This window comes from Pacificimonas flava (assembly GCF_000342165.1).
GTDB classification, from domain to species: domain Bacteria; phylum Pseudomonadota; class Alphaproteobacteria; order Sphingomonadales; family Sphingomonadaceae; genus Pacificimonas; species Pacificimonas flava.
Genome location: NZ_AMRV01000007.1, coordinates 117058 through 134086, shown reverse-complemented (window position 1 = coordinate 134086; position 17029 = coordinate 117058). Strand labels below are relative to the sequence as shown.

Here is a 17029-nt window from a genome sequence, read left to right as displayed (position 1 = left end):
GCTGCGGCATAGGAGCGGCGCCTCATGATCCCAGAAACCGGACATTTCGCGCTTTGGCTGGCAGCCGCGCTTGCGGTCGCGCAGCTTTTCGGCGGCTGGCATTTCCTGCGCCGGAGCGAGCATGAGGCTGCGCTGCGGCTGCTGGTGCCGGCCGCGGCGGCCCAGGGCATCCTTTGTCTGATCGCCTTTGCCGCGCTGATCTGGGCGTTCGCCGTTTCCGACTTTTCCGTCGCCCTTGTCGCGAACAACAGCCATACCGCCAAGCCCGAACTCTACAAGCTGACCGGAGCCTGGGCGAACCACGAGGGGTCGATGCTGCTGTGGGTTTGCGTGCTGGCCATCTTCGGCGCAGTCGCCGCGCTGCGCGTCAGGGCGCTGGGCGCACGGTTCCGCGCCCGGCTGATCCAGACCATGGGCGCAATCGGCCTCGGCTTCTATGCCTATCTGCTGATCAGTTCGAATCCGTTCGCGCGTCTGCCCAATCCGCCGGCGGAGGGCGCCGGCCTCAACCCGCTGCTGCAGGATCCCGGCCTCGCCTTCCACCCGCCGCTCCTCTACCTGGGCTATGTCGGCATGTCCGTCACCTTTGCCTTCGCCGTTGCCGCGCTGATCGAACGGCAGGTGGGTCCGCTGTGGGCACGCACGGTGCGACCCTGGGTTCTGACCGCCTGGGCATTCCTGACCGGCGGTATCATGCTCGGCAGCTTCTGGGCCTATTACGAGCTCGGCTGGGGCGGCTGGTGGTTCTGGGACCCGGTCGAAAATGCCTCGCTGATGCCGTGGCTCGCCGCCACCGCACTCTTTCATTCGGTGGGCGTCCTCGCCGCCCGCGATGCACTCCGCAACTGGACGATCCTTCTTGCCGTCGCCGCCTTCAGCTTTTCCATGATCGGCACCTTCATCGTCCGCTCGGGACTGCTGACCAGCGTCCACAGCTTCGCCGTCGATCCCGAACGCGGACTGTTCCTGCTGACACTTCTTGCGCTCTATGTCGGCGGCGCGCTGACGCTCTATGCGGTGCGCGCCGGCAGCGTCACACACGGCGCGCCATTCCGCCCGCTCAGCCGGGAGGGGGCGCTCGTCTTCAACAACCTGATCCTCAGCGCCATTCTCGGCGTCGTCTTCATCGGCACGCTTTATCCCGTCGTGCTGGAGGCGCTGGGCGGCGGACGCGTGTCCGTCGGGCCGCCCTATTACGAAAGCGCGCTGATGCCGCTGATGCTGGCGCTCCTGATCGTCATGGCCATCGGTCCATTCCTGCGCTGGCGGCGCAGCCAGACGGGCGCCGCTGCGCGTCGTATGGTTCCGGCGCTGGTGACCGCAGCCATTTTCGCCGCAGTCGCCCTTGCGGTCGGAATTCGCGGGGTGCTGACCATCCTCGGCATTGCCATTGCTGCCTGGCTGGGTGCGGCCAGCGTGATGATCGTCGCGGGAAAGGGCGCGCGCCGCCTGTCCGCCGCGAGCGCCGGCACCGCAATCGCCCATCTTGGCGTGGCGATAACCGCACTCGGCATTGCCATCAGCGCAGCCGGCTCCAGCGAGCGGATCACGAACCTCGCACCCGGGGAAACGGACAGGGTGGCCGGCTTTGCCGTGCGCCTGGACGGCGTTGAGCCGGTCGCCGGCCCCAATTACACGAGCGTCCGGGGCCTGATCTCCGTGCTCGTCGATGGCAGGGTCATGCCGCTGGAGCCGGAGCGGCGGGCCTTCATCAGCCCCATGCAGGTCACGACCGAAACCGATATCCTGCCGCTGTGGACAGGCAATCTCTACGCCGTGATCGGCGATAATGATGCGGAAGGGCGCTGGCAGGTCCGTCTACACTGGCAGCCCATGATCGCGCTGATCTGGATCGGCGGCCTGATTGCGGCGGCAGGCGGACTGGTCGGTGCCCTTGCCGGCGGGCGGCGGCGGCGGCGCGAACGGAGGGAAGCGGCCCAATGACGATTACGAAACGACTGTCGATCATCGTTCCGCTCGCGCTCTTCATCGCCTTCGTGGTCGTGGCGCTCGTCGGTCTTGAGACGCCGCAGAATGCCCCGATCGAGTCGCAGGTCATCGGACAGCCCTTGCCCGATTTCGAGCTGGAGGGGCTCAACGCCGACAATCCCGGTCTTGCTGCCAGCGACCTGCGCCGGGGTGGGCCTGTGCTGGTCAACCTGTTCGGCAGCTGGTGCGTGCCCTGCCGACTGGAGGCGCCGCAACTTGCGCAACTCGCCGAAGGCGGCGCAGTCGTTCATGCCATCGCCATTCGCGACGAGCGTCGCGACGTCGAGCGGTTCCTGACAGAGAATGGCGATCCGTTCGCGCGCATCGGACTGGACCCGCGCGGACGAATGCAAATCGAACTGGGCGCCAGCGGTGTGCCCGAAACCTTTCTGATCGACGGAAACGGCGTCATCCGCCGGCAATGGATCGGCCAGATTCGCGATGAGCAGGTGCCGGAAATTCTCGCCGAGCTGGAGCGATGGAAATGAGGGTGGCCCTTCCCGCTCTGCTGCTGGCTCTCGCAGGGCCCGTCCCCGCGCTGGCGGCGGACGTGCCGCTGCCCGACCCGGCGGAGGAGGCGCAGGCGCAGACGCTGATGAAGGAACTGCGCTGCCTGGTCTGCCAGGGGCAATCCATCGCCGACTCGGACGCCGACATGGCCGCCGACATGCGCGCGCTGGTCCGGGAGCGCATCGAGGATGGGCAGGATCCGGAGGCGGTGCGCTCATACCTTGTCAGCCGTTACGGCGACTGGGTCACCTTTTCGCCGCCGAAGCGCGGCCTCAACCTGTTCCTCTGGCTGGCCCCGCTCGTCTTCCTGCTGATCGGCGGCATTGCCGCCATCCGACTGTTCCGGAAGCGGCCGGACGCATGATCTGGCTGGGCCCGGTCCTTCTCGGCGCAGCGACGCTTGCGGCGCTTCTGCGGGCGCGGATGCCTGCATTGTGGCTCGTGCCGATCCTGGCCTCGGCGGTCGCAGCGTACGCAATGGCCGGGCATCCCTCGCAGCCCAGTCGCGAGCACCGAACCGAACAGCCCTCAGCGGAAATGAGCGCCGCGCTGACACGGGCCAGCGACGCGCTCGGCAAGAATCCCGCCGACGTTCGACAATGGGGGGCACTGTCCAGCGCACTGATCGCGGAGGGACGAACCGAGGAGGCCGTGCGCGGGCTGACCCTCGCCGCACGTAACCTGCCGCCGAACGCCGACCTGCAGATCCTGCTCGGCACGGCATTGATGGCGCATGCGGATGGCGTCGTGACGCCCGCCGCCCGGCTTGCATTTGGCCGCGCCTCTGCGATGCAGCCGGACCATCCGGCACCGCCCTATTTTCTCGGCCTTGCCTATTTGCAGGCCGGCGACCCCCAGGACGCGCTCGGTGTCTGGCAAACACTCATGGCACGCACGCCGCCGGGCGCCCCGTGGCGATCCGACCTCGAATCCAAAATCCGGGCGGCCAGAATGATGATGTCGGCCGGCGTCGGCGCCGCACCCGACGCGGACTAGCCTCTCAGCGCCGCGCCTCCGCCGGACCGGTCTTCAGAGCTGGACGGACATCGCGTCCTTCAGCTTGAGCTTTTCGCGTTTCAAATGTCGCATTCGAAGGTCGTCCGGATGGGGCCTATGCGCCTCTTGGCTGATCTCGTTATCCAGAGCGGCGTGCTTGCGGAGAAGAGAATCGGTATAGGCTTGTCCCATCAGTGAACCTCCTTGTTGGTACTCGTGGGACTCGGTACCAGACATCAAATCCATGCGGATGTCATCAATCCGACTCGGCGAAATTTTCAGGTGGTCAGGGTTCACCGCAGCGAAGGGGCATTTCATCATGGACGAGCGGGAGGCGCGGATCCGATTGCAGGGTCTGCTGGTCGAACATTCCGATCTCGATGCCGCAATCCAGGCCCTGGCGGATTCCGCCGCCCCCGATCAGCTTCAGATCGCACGGCTGAAGCGGAAGAAACTGCATATGAAGGACGAGATCGAGCGATTGCGCGACATCATCAATCCCGACCTCATCGCCTGAGCCGAGGCACGGCCTGCAGCGCTTCACCGCTTCGCTCTTGATTCCTGCGCCAGCCGTGCAAATCTAACGCTCAAGCGGGGCCGGTATGCGGCCGGTTCCTTGGCGAAGGAGCCCTGATGCCAGCATTCTCTCGGGAACTCGAAAACACTCTCCACAACGCGCTTGCGGAGGCGTCGCGGCGCACCCACGAATATGCGACGCTCGAACATCTGCTGTTCGCCCTCATTGCCGACAACCATGCCGGGGCGGTGATCCGTGCCTGCGGCGTCGACACGGACGTCCTTGCCGGGCAGCTGACCGAATATCTCGACACCGAACTCGAACCGCTTCGCACCAGCGAGGCGATCGACCCGAACCCGACAGCGGGTTTTCAGCGCGTCGTGCAGCGCGCCATCCTGCACGTCCAGTCGTCCGGCCGAGACGAGGTGACCGGGGCGAACGTCCTTGTCGCGTTGTTCTCGGAGCGGGAGAGCCACGCCGTCTATTTCCTGCAGCAGCAGGACATGACGCGCCTGGATGCGGTTTCCTACCTCAGCCATGGCATTGCCAAGTCGGGCGGCAGTGAGAGCCGACCGGCGCGCGGCGCGGAGGAGGAAACGGCTGAGGCCGGCGCGAAGAAGGGCAAGAAGAAGGCGGAATCGCCGCTCGACCAGTTCACCGTCAATCTGAACGCACGCGCGGAAAGCGGCAAGATCGACCCGCTGATCGGTCGACAGGGAGAGGTCGATCGCACGGTGCAGATTCTCTGCCGCCGTTCGAAGAACAACCCACTCTACGTCGGCGATCCCGGCGTCGGCAAGACCGCGATCGCGGAGGGTCTGGCGCGCCGTATCGTTGAGGGCGACGTGCCCGAAGTCCTGCAGGAGGCGGTAATCTACGCTCTCGACATGGGCGCCCTCCTCGCCGGCACGCGCTATCGCGGCGATTTCGAGGAGCGGTTGAAGGGCGTGGTGTCCGAACTCGAAGACATGCCCCACGCGGTTCTTTTCATCGATGAAATCCACACCGTCATCGGCGCGGGCGCCACGTCTGGCGGGGCCATGGATGCCTCGAACCTTCTGAAGCCGGCGCTTTCGTCCGGCGCGATCCGCTGTATCGGCTCCACCACATACAAGGAATTCCGCAATCACTTCGAGAAGGACCGCGCGCTTCTGCGCCGGTTCCAGAAGATCGACGTGGCCGAGCCGACGGTCGAGGATGCCATCAAGATCATTCAGGGCCTGAAGCCCTATTTCGAGGAGCATCACGACGTCCGCTACACGAACGACGCCCTGAAGGCGGCGGTCGAGCTGTCGGCGCGGTACATCAACGACCGCAAACTGCCCGACAAGGCGATCGACGTGATCGACGAGGTCGGCGCCAGCCAGAACCTCGTCGCCAAGTCGAAGCGCAAGAAGACCATGGGCGTGAAGGAAGTGGAAAGCGTCATCGCCACGATGGCCCGCATTCCGCCGAAATCCGTCTCCAAGGACGACAAGATGCAGCTCGCCACGCTTGAGCAGGATCTGAAGCGGGTCGTGTTCGGACAGGACAAGGCGATCGAAATCCTGTCCTCCGCCATCAAGCTGTCGCGTGCTGGCCTGCGCGAACCGAACAAGCCCATTGGCAATTATCTGTTCTCCGGCCCCACCGGCGTCGGCAAGACGGAGGTGGCGAAGCAGCTGTCGTCGATCATGGGCATCCCCCTGCACCGCTTCGACATGTCGGAATATATGGAGCGTCACTCCGTCAGCCGGCTGATCGGGGCACCGCCGGGCTATGTCGGCTATGATCAGGGCGGCCAGCTGACCGACGCCGTCGACCAGAGCCCGCACTGCGTGCTGCTGCTCGACGAGATCGAGAAGGCGCATCCCGACCTCTTCAACATCCTGCTTCAGGTCATGGACGCCGGGAAGCTGACCGACCACCACGGCAAGACCGTCGATTTCCGCAACGTCATCCTGATCATGACGACCAACGCCGGCGCGGCGGAAATGGCGCGCGAAGCCATTGGCTTTGGCGTATCCGCACGAGAGGGCGAGGACGAGGAAGCGATCAAGCGCATGTTCTCGCCGGAATTCCGGAACCGCCTGGATGCGGTCGTGCCGTTCGACTATCTGCCGACGGAAGTCGTCGCGATGGTGGCCGAGAAGTTCGTGCTGGAGCTGGAATTGCAGCTTGCCGACCGGGAGGTGCATATCTCGCTCGCGGACGATGCCAAGGATTGGCTGGTGCAGCGCGGCTATGACAAGCTATACGGCGCGCGGCCCATGGCGCGCCTTATCCAGACGGAGATCAAGCAGCCGCTCGCGGAGGAACTGCTCTTCGGCCGGCTGATGCATGGCGGTGAGGTCGTGGTGCATCTGAAGGACGGCAAGCCGGCCTTTGAGATCACCGCCGCCCCGCCGAAGGGCACGAAGAAGAAAGGCCGCGGCAAAACTCCGAAGACGCAGTCTGCCGGCGGCGATGACGAAGGGGACAAGGTCGATGCCTGACACTGGCCACATCAACTGGAAACGCACCGGCGCCATCGTCGGCGGGATTCTGGCGTTGGGCGTCATCAGCGATGCAGCCAGCGACGAGATATCCTTTGACTGGGACGATGACGATGAGACGCATGTCTCCCGCGTCGAGATTGCCTCTGATGGCAGTTTCGATGCGGAGTTCGAAGCCGGCATCGAGGCCTATGAGGCGCAGCTCGAAACCCTTGCCGATGAGATGAACGATCTGTCCGACCGTCTGGAAGATGCGGAGAGCGAGGAGGAACGCCGCGCCGTCGAGGCCGAGATGAACGCCGTGGGCGAACAGATGGCCCGCGTAGGCGTCTCGGCCGCCGGTGACAGGATCAGGTCCGCGATTTCCATAGATTAGGCGGAAGCGCCAAGATTGTGGACGCATAAGTGCGGGCGCGCTGCCCGCCCATGCACGAACGTCAAAAAGAAAGAGCCCGGCGGTCGATCCGCCGGGCTCTTCTGCTATCGGGATCTACCCTGCGAACAGCTATTCGCGATTGCCGAACAGCTGGAGCAGGAACATGAACATGTTGATGAAGTCGAGGTAGAGCGACAGGGCGCCCATCACCACCGCCTTGCCGGCGAAATCGGAACCGGCCACCTGGAAATACATGTTCTTGATCTTCTGCGTGTCATAGGCGGTCAGACCCGCGAAGATCAGCACCCCGATGATCGAGATCACGAACTGCATCGCGCCGGACTGCAGGAAGATGTTGATCACGCTCGCCACGATCAGACCGATCAGACCCATGATCAGGAACGTGCCCATCCCGCTGAGATCCTTCTTCGTCGTATAGCCCCACAGGCTGAGGCCTGCGAAGGCTGCTGCCGTGGCGAAGAAGACCTGCGCGATCGACGCACCCGTGAAGGTGATGAAGATCGTCGACATGCTGAGACCCATGATCGCCGCGAACGCCCAGAAGGTGGCCTGCACCGCGAAGGTCGACATGCGATTGATGCCGAACGACAGCGCCAGCACGAAGGCGAGCGGCGAGAACATGACGATATAGCCGAGCAGCGACGGCCCGGTCGGCGTAAAGAACGCCGTCACGAAACCCGACGTATAGGTCAGCAGCGCGACGACGCCGGTCAGAAGCACGCCGGACGCCATGTAATTATAGACGCTCAGCATATATTTGCGCAGACCCGCATCGAAGCGCGCGCCTGCCTTCGGGACGGCGGCTCCGCCCATCTGCTGCCGCGCCGCAAAGCGCGGATCGGTGCGATTTACCATCTCTATGTCTCTCCCAAATTGGTCCGGACGGGATACGTCCGGCCTGTCTTTATAATTTGGTATTGTTGAGAGCGGGTTTCAAGCGAAACCGGACAAGACGCCGCATCTGCCATTTCCGTGGGCGCTACAGCGCTCTCAGTGCCGCCGCCGGCCGGGTGCGAAGCGCCGCCCATGACCCAAAAAGGCTGAGGACGACAACCATAAGGGCGCCCAGCGCCACCACCAGAACGACCGGCCCCCACAGGGGCAGCCATTCCAGCTCGAAGATTTGCGTCACGACATACCAGCCTCCCGCTGCCCCCAGGAGGAGCGCGAGAACCGCCACCAATGTGCTGAGGATCACGAACTCAGCCAGAAATCCCGCAAGGATCTGCCCGCGCGTGGCACCGAGGATCTTCAGCATGACGGCGTCGTAGCTTCTTGCCCGCCGCGCGGCGGCGACGGCGCCGATCAACACGGCGATGCCGGCCAGGATCGCCACCGAGGCAGCAGCCCGGATGGCCGCTGACAATTGGCCGAGGATATCCTGCGCACCTGCAATGACGTCAGCGATTCGGATGATGGAGGCGCTGGGAAAGGCGGTGCCGACAGCGCGCGAAAGGGCGCGGTCGCCGCCCTCCGGCACATGGACCGTGGCCATATAGCTGTGCGGCGCGTCTTCTATGGGGCCGGGCGAAAAGACGAGTGCGAAATTGAAGCCAAGACTGCGCCAGTCGACCTCCCGAAAGTTCGCGATCCGCGCCTGGAGCGGCATTCCGAGAACGGACACGGTCAGCGTATCGCCCACGGCGAGGCCGAGCGTTTCGGCCATCTCGGCCTCCAGCGACACGAGCTGCTCGCCGGCATGGTTTTCGTCCCACCATTCCCCCGCCGTGACGCGGTTTCCCTCCGGAATACGGCCGGTATAGGTCAGGCCGCGGTCGCCGCGCAGAACCCACGCCTCTTCCGGGATATTTTCCATCTCGGAAACCTCGACGCCGTTCAGCGCCGTGACGGCACCGCGCAGGCTGGGCACCATGCGCAGGCCGCCTGCCGCGCGCTCGTCGCGGACGATCTGGCGGAACCCGTCCACCCCCTCGGATGGAATGTCGAGAATGACATGGCTGGGCGCATCGACCGGTATGGTCTCCTCGATCTGCCGGGACAGATTGGTCTCTATGATGGCGAGCGCGGCGAACAGCGTCAGACCGAGGCCGAGCGCGACCGTCAGCTCCATCGTCATCCCGCCCGGCCGGGTGAGGTTCGCGATCGCGAGGCGCAGGAGCGGGCGCCGGGGGCGCGGGATACGACGCGCGGCAAGCACGATTCCCCGTGCGAGGCCGGCCAGCAGGAACAGCACGGCAACCGCCGCGGCCAGAAAGCCGGCGGCGAAAAGCGGCGCGCGGGCCTGCAGGATTGCGATCAGAAAAATCGCAAGCGCGCCGACGCCCATGGCGACGAGCACGGAACGGGGCGGCCGTCCCACGGACACGGCGCCCGCGCGGAACAGCCGCGCCGCCGGAATCTCGCGCGCCTGCCTGAGCGGCCAAAGCGCGAAAATGAAAGCCGCCAGCAGGCCGTAGACGATGCCGCTGACAAGGGGGAGCGGGTAGACGCCCGCAGCCGGCGGCACCGGCAGCGTTTCCCCCGCCGCGGAGCCAACGATCATGGGAACGAGGCTGCCGAGGACTGCACCGGAAAATGTCGCGGCCGCGGAAACCAGCGCGATCTGCAGGAAGTAGATGCGAAAGATCAGGCCCGAATCCGCGCCGACGCTTTTCAGCGACGCGATGCTGCGCGTCTTCGTTCGCAGATAGGATGTGACCCCGCTGCCCACGCCCACTCCGGCGACAAGCAGCGCCGTCAGTCCCACCATGGTCAGGAACTGCCCGGTATTCAAAATAAAGCGGCGCGCGCCCGGCGCTGCATTTTCCCGCGTGTCGACGTCAAATCCCGCATCCGGGAACCGCTCAAGCAGATCTTCCTCGAACGCCTCCAGGTCAGCGCCTGCCGGCATGCGAATGCGATATTCGCTTTCGAACAGGGTGCCGGGCCGTTCCAGCCCGGTCCGCGCGAAGTCGGCCTTCGACATGAGGATCGTCGGGCCAAGCACGAAGCCCTCCGCCACCTTGTCGGGTTCGTGATCCAGAATCCCGGTCAGCGGCAGCCGCGCGCCGCCGACCCGCACAGCATCGCCCACGCGCAGCCCGAGGCGGTTCGCGCCTTCGCGGCCGAGGAGAACACCGCGGGAGAGCGCATCCTGAAAGTCCCCTCCCCCCTGCAGCGTGAACTCGCCGTAAAGGGGATAGCCGGACCCGACGGCCTTCAACTCGCCGATGACCGTTTCCGCATTGTCGGCGGTCGACACATTGGCGCGCATCTGGAGGATTTCGACAACCGTTCCCGCATCGCGAAAAGCGGCGAGCTCCTCCGGCATGGCCCGGCGCTGCGCGATCTCGACGGCCGCATCGCCGCCCAGGATGACGCGCCCCTCACTGGCGAGGGAGGAGAGAATGGCGCTCGACAGGCTGCCGACACCGGAAATGGCCGCAACGCCAAGGAACAGGCACACGGCGAGGAGCCGCAGACCGCCAAGTCCGCCACGCATTTCGCGCAGCGCCAGACGCCAGGCGAGCGTCATGCGGGACCGTGCGCCCGGTCGGAGACGATCTGCCCGTCGCGCATTTCCACCACGCGGCCGCAGCGGGCCGCGACCTCCGGATCATGCGTCACGAGCAGAAGCGTCGTATCCCCCGCATCCTGACGTTCGAACAGGAGCGAGATAATGTCCTGCCCGGTCGCCGCATCGAGATTGCCCGTCGGTTCGTCTGCGAAGACGATGGCGGGTCCGGGCGCCGTCGCGCGTGCGATGGCAACGCGCTGCTGTTCCCCGCCCGACAGCTGCGCGGGATAATGGGACAGCCTGTGGCCGAGGCCGACCGTTCGCAGCTGCGCCTCCGCCCTCTCGAACGCATCGCCGACGCCCGCAAGCTCCAGCGGCACGGCGACATTTTCAAGCGCAGTCATGGTCGGAAGCAGGTGAAAGGCCTGTAGAACGATGCCGATCCGGCCGCGACGGGCAGTGGCCAGCCCGTCTTCGGACAACGTGCCGAAATCGGCGCCCGCAACATGGATGTCGCCGGCCGTCGCACGTTCCAGGCCCGACAGAACGGCCATCAGGGAGGATTTTCCGGAACCCGACGGTCCCAGGATCGCTACGCTTTCGCCCCGGTTCAGTTCGAGGCTCACGCCCTTCAGGATATGGACGGGACCGGCGGTCCCCGTCAGGGTCAGGCTGACGTTCGTAGCCCGGATGACCGGATCGGAGATGTCGGAAACCATGAGGATGTTCGGTATGCCCCTTGTTGCAGCGCACCAGCGTTATGGCGCTTCGCCCCGGCTTGTCCATGCGGCACTTGCGCGGCTTGCGGCGCTTCTGGCGCTCGTCTGGCTGGCGGGAATGGCTTTCGCCGGAGAGGCGCGTGCGCAGGAAAGGACGGTGCTTGCCTTCGGCGATTCCCTGACCGCCGGCTATCAGTTGAAGCCTGGGGAGGGCTTTGCGCCGCGCTTGCAGGAGGCGCTGACCGCCCGCGGCATGGACGTGACCGTGATCAATGCCGGCGTGTCGGGCGATACCAGCGCGGCCGGCCGGCGGCGGATCGAATGGACGCTCGACAATCTGGAGCGGACGCCCGATCTGATGATCCTGGAGCTCGGCGCGAACGACATGCTGCGCGGCATCGACCCGCGCGAGACCTTGCGCAATCTGAATGCCATCATCGAGGAGGCGAAGGGCCGGGGCATTGACGTGCTGCTGACCGGCATGCTCGGACCGCCGAACATGGGCGAAGACAACAGGCGCTATTTCAATGCCGTCTATCCGTTTCTCGCCAACCGGCACGATCTTGATCTATATCCGTTCTTCCTGAACGGCGTCATCTTCCAGCGGCAGTTGCTGCTGCCCGACAATCTGCACCCGAATGCGGACGGCGTCGAAGCAATCGTCCGCGGCATCCTGCCCAGCGTGGAGGCGGCGCTTCGCAAAGCCTCTTGACCGGCGCAGGTGACGCCGAATAGCGCTGATGCGTTCGAACGCGAAGGAGCGCCGCCATGCACCGCCTGTTCGTGGGCATAGAGCCCCCTTCGGACGTGAAGGATGCGGTCATGGACATCATGGGCGGCATCATCGGTGCGCGTTGGCAGGACGAAGACCAGCTTCACATCACCCTGCGCTTTCTGGGAGAACGCCCCGCGCGGGAGGCGAACGATATCGCCGAATGCCTGTCCTACGTCTCTGCACGTTCCGCCGCGATGGGGCTGGAGGGAATCGGGCAGTTCGACCGCAAGGGCCGGCCCGAATCACTCTGGGTCGGCGTGCGCCCGGCGGACGACGTCCGCCGCCTGCAAAAGAAGGTGTCCCGCGCGCTGGAGGGTGTCGGCGTTCGTCCGGACAGCCGTGCCTATCTCCCCCATCTGACCATCGCGCGGTTTTCTCGCGGCGCCGGGCCGCTCGACCACTTCATGGCGCAGCATGGCGGTTTCCGCATCCCGCCCTTCATGGTCAGCGACTTCTGCCTGTTCGAAAGTCACCTGACGCAGGAGGGTGCCGTCTATTCCATCGTCGAGCGATATGAATTCGCGCAGGGCTCTCTCTTCGATCCGGGCGATTATGATGGGTTCGTGCCGCCCCGATCTGCTGAGGAATGGGTTCAGTGAGCCTGCTTCAGGTCGGCGACAAGGCCGGTGATTCCACTTTCTAACTGCTCGAACATCGTCTGAAACGCATCATCGTCCAGCCCGTAAGGATCAAGGACGTGCTCCTCCGAACGGTCGGAATAGAACATCAGGCGCTGGACGGTTGCCGTGCTGTCTTCCGGCGCACGCTGGCGAAGCACATCCATATTGTCCTCATCGAGCGCGATGATGTGCGTGAAGCGCCGGAAATCCTCCGTCTCGATCTGCCGCGCCCGCTTCCGAGCCATGTCGAGGCCCGCCGCGGTCGCAACCTTTTGCGAACCGGGCTGCGGCTCCTCGCCGACATGGTAATCCTGCGTGCCGGCGCTCTCCACATGAACATCGAGATCCGCCTCCGCCGCGCGGGCACGAAACATCGCCTCCGCGACCGGCGAGCGGCAGATATTGCCTAGGCAAACGAACAGGACGCGTACGGGCGGCATTTCTCTCGGCTTTCCAAGGTTGAAGGCGCCTGCTAGCCAATTCGCCGGATCACTGCAAAAGGTGACCACGTCCGGGGGAGTGAAACGATGAATCCAGGGATCGCAGCGCGCAGGGATTCGCTGCCGGAGGGCGCGACCCCCGTGCCGGACGAGCGTGCGAAGGATGTCGGCAGCCCCTATGCCTGGTACGTGCTGGGCGTTCTGGTCCTGGTCTACATGCTGAATTTCATCGACCGGCAGATCCTCTCGATCCTGGCGGAAGACATCAAGGCCGACCTGGGCATCGACGATGGCCAGATGGGCTTTCTCTACGGCACCGCCTTTGCCGTCTTCTATGCTCTTTTCGGTATCCCCCTGGGCCGGCTGGCCGACATGTGGGTTCGCAAACGCCTGATGGCCATCGGGCTGGCTGTCTGGTCCACCATGACCGCGCTTTCCGGCCTCGCCCAGAATTTCGGTCAGATCGCTGCGGCGCGTGTCGGGGTGGGGGTGGGCGAAGCGGCCGCAAGTCCCTGCGCCTTCTCCATGCTGTCGGACTATTTTCCCAAGGAGGGCCGGGCGACCGCGCTCGCCATCTACTCCGGCGGTCTTTATCTGGGCGGCGGTATCTCGCTGTTCATAGGCGGCGCCATCGCCGGGAATTGGAACGCGGCCTTTCCCGGCGGATGGCACGGCATCGTCGGTTGGCAGGCCGCATTCCTGTCCGTCGGTATCCCGGGCCTTCTCGTTGCGTTCTGGATCGCGTCCCTGCGCGAGCCTCTGCGCGGCATGTCTGAGGGCTTCGTCGAACCGGCGGAGCCGCACCCCTGGCGCAAATTCTTCGGCGAACTGGCCAGCGTGATCCCGCCCCTCACCCTGATCGATGCCGCTCGCGGCGGCACGCGCGCGCTGATGGTCAATCTGGCTGGCCTCGCCGTCATCGTCGCGGCCGCTCTCGGCATCATAGCGCTCACCGGCGCCGTCCTGCAGTTTTCCGCCATCGGCCTCGGCGCCTATGCCGTCTTCTCCTGGGCGCAGTCGATCCGCCGCCGCGACCCCGCGACATTCGCTCTGATTTGGGGCACGCCGTCCTTCATCCTGATGCTGGTCGGGTTCGGCTCCATCGCCTTCAACACCTATGCGGCGGCATTCTGGGCCGCCCCCTATGTGCTGCGCACCTTTCCCGGCGTCGATGCGGCGACTGTCGGCCTGATCCTTGGCGGGGCCGGGGCCGGCGGCGGCTTCATCGGCGCGATCCTCGGCGGTCGCATCTCCGACGCTCTGCGCCGACGGATACCGAGCGGACGGATCGTGATCGGAATTGCGACGATCCTCCTCATGATTCCGTTTATCCTCGTCCTCTTCACGACCGACAACCTGACGCTGTTCTATGTTCTCAACTTTCCGGCGCAGATGATCGCCAGCATGTGGATCGGCGTTGCAGCCGCGACGAGCCAGGATCTTGTCCTGCCCCGCATGCGCGGTGCCGCGACCGCGACCTATTTCCTGGGAACCACCCTGATCGGCCTGGGTCTCGGACCCTGGTTCGCCGGAGAGATGTCGGCCCGAACAGGCAGCCTGTCGACAGGCGTTCTCAGCCTGCTCCTGATGGTGCCGGTCACTTTGACCTGTCTCATCATGCTCTATCGGCGGCTGCCGGAGGCGGAGGCGACGAAGGAGGAACGCGCCGCAGCGGCCGTGCGCGCCGCAGCAAACTGACAGCTTGCCGCTCCTCACGGCTCGGCTAACCCGGCAGAAAACAACAATCGGGGGGAAGACAGGGCATGCAGGACTATGACTATATCATCGTCGGCGCGGGTTCGGCCGGCTGCGTTCTTGCGAACAGGCTGAGCGCCGATCCCGGCATTCGCGTCCTGCTGATGGAGGCCGGGGGCCGCGACAAGAATACCTTCATCCACTTCCCGGCCGGTATCGGCAAGCTGATCAGTCCCGATCGGATCGCCAAGGAAAACTGGGGATACTGGACCGAGCCGCAGCGACACCTGAACGGCCGGCGTCTCTACTGGCCGCGCGGGCGCTGCCTTGGCGGCTCATCCTCCATCAACGGCATGGTGTATATTCGCGGACACAGCAGCGATTACGATCGCTGGGCGCAGATGGGCTGTACCGGATGGGACTGGGACAGCGTCCTGCCGTACTTTCGGAAGTCCGAGGATTCGGAACGCGGAGCAACCGACTGGCACGGCGCGGGCGGGCCGTTGCACACGTCCAAAAAGTCGATGCAGAGCCCGTTGGTCGACGCCTTCCTGAAAGCGGGCGAGCAGGCCGGTCACGATCTGACGGATGATTTCAACGGGCCCCGGTTTGAAGGGGTCGGACGCTATGACGCCACGATTCACGGCGGCGAACGATGGTCTGCGGCGCGGGCCTATCTGACGCCCATCCTGCACCGCGCCAATCTCGACGTGCTGACGGACGTCCAGGCCGAACGTGTGCTGTTCCGGGGCCGCCGCGCCCATGCCGTCGGCTACCGCGCCGGTGGCAAGAGCGAAATCGCCGTGGGGCGGGAGATCATCCTGTGTGGCGGCGCCATCAACTCTCCGCAAATGCTCATGCTGTCCGGCATCGGCCCGGCAGACCATCTCAAGTCGCATGGGCTTGCCGTCGTTCATGACAGCCCGCACGTGGGTGGTAATATGCAGGATCATCTCGACCTGCTCGTGCAGTGGCGGATCGATGAGCCTGTAAGCCTGAATTCGAACGCCAAGCTGACGAACCAGCTGAAGGCACTCGGGTCATGGCTCGCGGTGCGGCAGGGCACCGGCAGCTTCATGCCGACGCCGGCCGGGGCGTTCCTGTCGACGCGCCCGGATCTTGCCGCACCCGACATTCAGCTGCACCTCCTCCCCGCACTCGGCGACCCGCATGGTCGCGGGGGATTGGGAAAGGTGCATGGTTTCACCATTCATGTCTGCCAGCTGAGGCCGGAAAGCCGGGGCACGGTCCGCCTGGCATCACACGATCCGGCGGCGCCTCCACGCATCGACCCCAATTATCTCGGCGCGCCGGAAGACCTGGAGGTCCTGCTGGCCGGCCTCGAAATAACGCGCGCGTTGGGCCGCCAGCCTGCCTTCGCCCGCCTCGGCGCCAGGGAGCAGTGGCCTGGCGCGGATGTCCAGGGTCGGAACCAGCTCGTCGAACGCATTCGCGAATGGGCGGAGACGATCTATCACCCGGTCGGCACCTGCCATATGGGGCGCGGCGATGATGCCGTCGTCGGAACGGACCTTCGCGTACGCGGGGTCGACGGCCTGCGCGTCGTCGACGCGTCCGTGATGCCGACGCTCATTTCCGGCAATACGAACGCTCCGACGATCATGATCGCAGAGAAGATTTCCGACACGATCCTCGCCGAGCGCCACGGGGCGCTTGCGGCGTGACCGTCACGCCGGGAGACGAAATGAAGCGATAAAAGGCCGAAGATTGCCGGCGCCTCTCAAGCGGCAGCGGACGCAAGTGTGCGCCGGGCAAGCCGTACGGATTTTGTGGCAGCACTTTACGGCGACGCGCACTATCTAGGGCGGCATGACCGAATGGACGACCCTCGCGGGCCTTACTCCCTACCCGGACGCCTTGGCGGATATGGAGAGCCGCGCAGCAGCGATACATGCACAGACGGCGGGCGATCGCATCCTGCTGCTCGAGCACCCGCCGCTTTACACGGCGGGCACAAGCGCGAAGGCAGCGGACCTTCTCGATTCGGCGACATTTCCGGTCTTCGAAAGTGGCCGCGGCGGAGAGTATACCTATCACGGCCCCGGCCAGCGCGTGGTTTATCCCTCCATCGATCTGAAGCGTCGCGGCCGCGACGTTCGCGCTTATGTCGAGGATCTGGAACGATGGATCATCGCCGCGCTGAACGATTTCGGCGTGCAGGGGGAACTTCGCTGCGGCCGGATCGGCGTCTGGGTGGACACCCCTCAGGGGGAGGCGAAGATCGCTGCCATCGGTGTCCGCGTTCGCAGGTGGGTGACGATGCACGGGCTTGCCATCAACGTCAGTCCGCACCTCGATCATTTCCGCGGGATCGTGCCCTGCGGCCTTCCTTACCCGGTCACAAGCCTCTCGGCTCTCGGCATCGAAGTCCCTCTCGACGACATCGACGCCGCATTGCGGCGCCACTCCCCCTTTTAGC

At 65.1% G+C, this 17029-nt stretch carries 17 protein-coding genes; 12 read left to right on the top strand and 5 right to left on the bottom strand.

Translation table 11 applies throughout. The features are described 5' to 3' along the window. Window positions 1-24: 24 nt before the first annotated feature. The 4 genes from C725_RS10870 to C725_RS15430 are packed head-to-tail and all read left to right on the top strand — an operon-like array spanning window position 25 to window position 3495. A complete protein-coding gene (locus tag C725_RS10870) occupies window positions 25-1944 on the top strand; it encodes a heme lyase CcmF/NrfE family subunit (protein ID WP_008602855.1) in 1920 nt (639 codons plus the stop codon). Further along, window positions 1941-2477: a DsbE family thiol:disulfide interchange protein gene (locus C725_RS10865; RefSeq protein WP_008602853.1), complete on the top strand. Its 537-nt coding sequence runs from the start codon at window positions 1941-1943 to the stop codon at window positions 2475-2477. Before C725_RS10870 ends, C725_RS10865 begins: the two co-directional genes overlap by 4 nt. Further along, window positions 2474-2863 carry a cytochrome c-type biogenesis protein gene (locus C725_RS10860; protein WP_008602851.1) on the top strand — a complete coding sequence of 130 codons (390 nt, stop codon included), beginning with the start codon at window positions 2474-2476 and terminating at the stop codon, window positions 2861-2863. Before C725_RS10865 ends, C725_RS10860 begins: the two co-directional genes overlap by 4 nt. After that, a complete protein-coding gene (locus C725_RS15430; protein ID WP_008602849.1) occupies window positions 2860-3495 on the top strand; it encodes a tetratricopeptide repeat protein in 636 nt (211 codons plus the stop codon). Before C725_RS10860 ends, C725_RS15430 begins: the two co-directional genes overlap by 4 nt. Window positions 3496-3528: 33 nt before the next feature. Here C725_RS15430 and C725_RS15845 read toward each other — a convergent pair whose 3' ends face one another. Then, window positions 3529-3741: a YdcH family protein gene (locus C725_RS15845; protein ID WP_243442737.1), complete on the bottom strand. Its 213-nt coding sequence runs from the start codon at window positions 3739-3741 to the stop codon at window positions 3529-3531. Between the two features lie 73 nt (window positions 3742-3814). Between C725_RS15845 and C725_RS10845 the strand changes: the two genes are divergently transcribed. The 3 genes from C725_RS10845 (at window position 3815) to C725_RS10835 (ending at window position 6862) form a co-directional block, all read left to right on the top strand. Beyond that, a complete protein-coding gene (locus C725_RS10845) occupies window positions 3815-4012 on the top strand; it encodes a YdcH family protein (RefSeq protein ID WP_008602845.1) in 198 nt (65 codons plus the stop codon). 116 nt (window positions 4013-4128) lie between these two features. Continuing rightward, window positions 4129-6486, top strand: coding sequence for an ATP-dependent Clp protease ATP-binding subunit ClpA (gene clpA / locus C725_RS10840; protein WP_008602840.1), 2358 nt, complete (start codon window positions 4129-4131; stop codon window positions 6484-6486). Then, window positions 6479-6862 (top strand): hypothetical protein, encoded by a 384-nt coding sequence (locus C725_RS10835; RefSeq protein ID WP_008602838.1) that lies wholly within the window; start codon window positions 6479-6481, stop codon window positions 6860-6862. The genes clpA and C725_RS10835 overlap by 8 nt, the downstream gene beginning before the upstream one ends. 129 nt (window positions 6863-6991) lie before the next feature. Here C725_RS10835 and C725_RS10830 read toward each other — a convergent pair whose 3' ends face one another. The 3 genes from C725_RS10830 to C725_RS10820 form a co-directional block, all read right to left on the bottom strand. Further along, complete coding sequence (locus C725_RS10830; protein WP_008602836.1) at window positions 6992-7738, bottom strand: Bax inhibitor-1/YccA family protein; 747 nt, start codon at window positions 7736-7738, stop codon at window positions 6992-6994. A 124-nt stretch (window positions 7739-7862) separates the two neighbouring features. Beyond that, the gene (locus C725_RS10825; RefSeq protein ID WP_008602835.1) at window positions 7863-10358 is read right to left on the bottom strand and encodes an ABC transporter permease; all 2496 of its coding nucleotides are present in this window, start codon (window positions 10356-10358) and stop codon (window positions 7863-7865) included. Next, the gene (locus C725_RS10820; protein ID WP_008602833.1) at window positions 10355-11059 is read right to left on the bottom strand and encodes an ABC transporter ATP-binding protein; all 705 of its coding nucleotides are present in this window, start codon (window positions 11057-11059) and stop codon (window positions 10355-10357) included. Before C725_RS10820 ends, C725_RS10825 begins: the two co-directional genes overlap by 4 nt. Before the next feature lie 13 nt (window positions 11060-11072). On the opposite strand from C725_RS10820, the gene C725_RS10815 reads away from it, so the two are divergent. Beyond that, complete coding sequence (locus tag C725_RS10815) at window positions 11073-11771, top strand: arylesterase (protein ID WP_008602830.1); 699 nt, start codon at window positions 11073-11075, stop codon at window positions 11769-11771. Between the two features lie 56 nt (window positions 11772-11827). Then, window positions 11828-12433 carry an RNA 2',3'-cyclic phosphodiesterase gene (thpR, locus tag C725_RS10810; RefSeq protein ID WP_008602828.1) on the top strand — a complete coding sequence of 202 codons (606 nt, stop codon included), beginning with the start codon at window positions 11828-11830 and terminating at the stop codon, window positions 12431-12433. Here thpR and C725_RS10805 read toward each other — a convergent pair. Then, window positions 12427-12894 carry a low molecular weight protein-tyrosine-phosphatase gene (locus C725_RS10805; RefSeq protein ID WP_008602827.1) on the bottom strand — a complete coding sequence of 156 codons (468 nt, stop codon included), beginning with the start codon at window positions 12892-12894 and terminating at the stop codon, window positions 12427-12429. The two genes, thpR and C725_RS10805, sit on opposite strands and share 7 nt — an antisense overlap. Before the next feature lie 87 nt (window positions 12895-12981). On the opposite strand from C725_RS10805, the gene C725_RS10800 reads away from it, so the two are divergent. From C725_RS10800 to lipB, 3 genes are all read left to right on the top strand, one after another. After that, a complete protein-coding gene (locus C725_RS10800; RefSeq protein WP_008602826.1) occupies window positions 12982-14592 on the top strand; it encodes an MFS transporter in 1611 nt (536 codons plus the stop codon). A gap of 65 nt (window positions 14593-14657) precedes the next feature. Next, window positions 14658-16274: a GMC family oxidoreductase gene (locus tag C725_RS10795; protein ID WP_008602824.1), complete on the top strand. Its 1617-nt coding sequence runs from the start codon at window positions 14658-14660 to the stop codon at window positions 16272-16274. Window positions 16275-16419: 145 nt separating this feature from the next. Further along, the gene (gene lipB / locus C725_RS10790; RefSeq protein ID WP_038282895.1) at window positions 16420-17028 is read left to right on the top strand and encodes a lipoyl(octanoyl) transferase LipB; all 609 of its coding nucleotides are present in this window, start codon (window positions 16420-16422) and stop codon (window positions 17026-17028) included. Window position 17029 lies beyond the last annotated feature (1 nt).

Coding starts and splice junctions, on each gene's coding strand:
- C725_RS10870 (WP_008602855.1), top strand. CDS start 25: ATGATCCCAGAAACCGGACATTTCGCGCTTTGGCTGGCAGCCGCGCTT.
- C725_RS10865 (WP_008602853.1), top strand. CDS start 1,941: ATGACGATTACGAAACGACTGTCGATCATCGTTCCGCTCGCGCTCTTC.
- C725_RS10860 (WP_008602851.1), top strand. CDS start 2,474: ATGAGGGTGGCCCTTCCCGCTCTGCTGCTGGCTCTCGCAGGGCCCGTC.
- C725_RS15430 (WP_008602849.1), top strand. CDS start 2,860: ATGATCTGGCTGGGCCCGGTCCTTCTCGGCGCAGCGACGCTTGCGGCG.
- C725_RS15845 (WP_243442737.1), bottom strand. CDS start 3,741: ATGGATTTGATGTCTGGTACCGAGTCCCACGAGTACCAACAAGGAGGT.
- C725_RS10845 (WP_008602845.1), top strand. CDS start 3,815: ATGGACGAGCGGGAGGCGCGGATCCGATTGCAGGGTCTGCTGGTCGAA.
- clpA (WP_008602840.1), top strand. CDS start 4,129: ATGCCAGCATTCTCTCGGGAACTCGAAAACACTCTCCACAACGCGCTT.
- C725_RS10835 (WP_008602838.1), top strand. CDS start 6,479: ATGCCTGACACTGGCCACATCAACTGGAAACGCACCGGCGCCATCGTC.
- C725_RS10830 (WP_008602836.1), bottom strand. CDS start 7,738: ATGGTAAATCGCACCGATCCGCGCTTTGCGGCGCGGCAGCAGATGGGC.
- C725_RS10825 (WP_008602835.1), bottom strand. CDS start 10,358: ATGACGCTCGCCTGGCGTCTGGCGCTGCGCGAAATGCGTGGCGGACTT.
- C725_RS10820 (WP_008602833.1), bottom strand. CDS start 11,059: ATGGTTTCCGACATCTCCGATCCGGTCATCCGGGCTACGAACGTCAGC.
- C725_RS10815 (WP_008602830.1), top strand. CDS start 11,073: ATGCCCCTTGTTGCAGCGCACCAGCGTTATGGCGCTTCGCCCCGGCTT.
- thpR (WP_008602828.1), top strand. CDS start 11,828: ATGCACCGCCTGTTCGTGGGCATAGAGCCCCCTTCGGACGTGAAGGAT.
- C725_RS10805 (WP_008602827.1), bottom strand. CDS start 12,894: ATGCCGCCCGTACGCGTCCTGTTCGTTTGCCTAGGCAATATCTGCCGC.
- C725_RS10800 (WP_008602826.1), top strand. CDS start 12,982: ATGAATCCAGGGATCGCAGCGCGCAGGGATTCGCTGCCGGAGGGCGCG.
- C725_RS10795 (WP_008602824.1), top strand. CDS start 14,658: ATGCAGGACTATGACTATATCATCGTCGGCGCGGGTTCGGCCGGCTGC.
- lipB (WP_038282895.1), top strand. CDS start 16,420: ATGACCGAATGGACGACCCTCGCGGGCCTTACTCCCTACCCGGACGCC.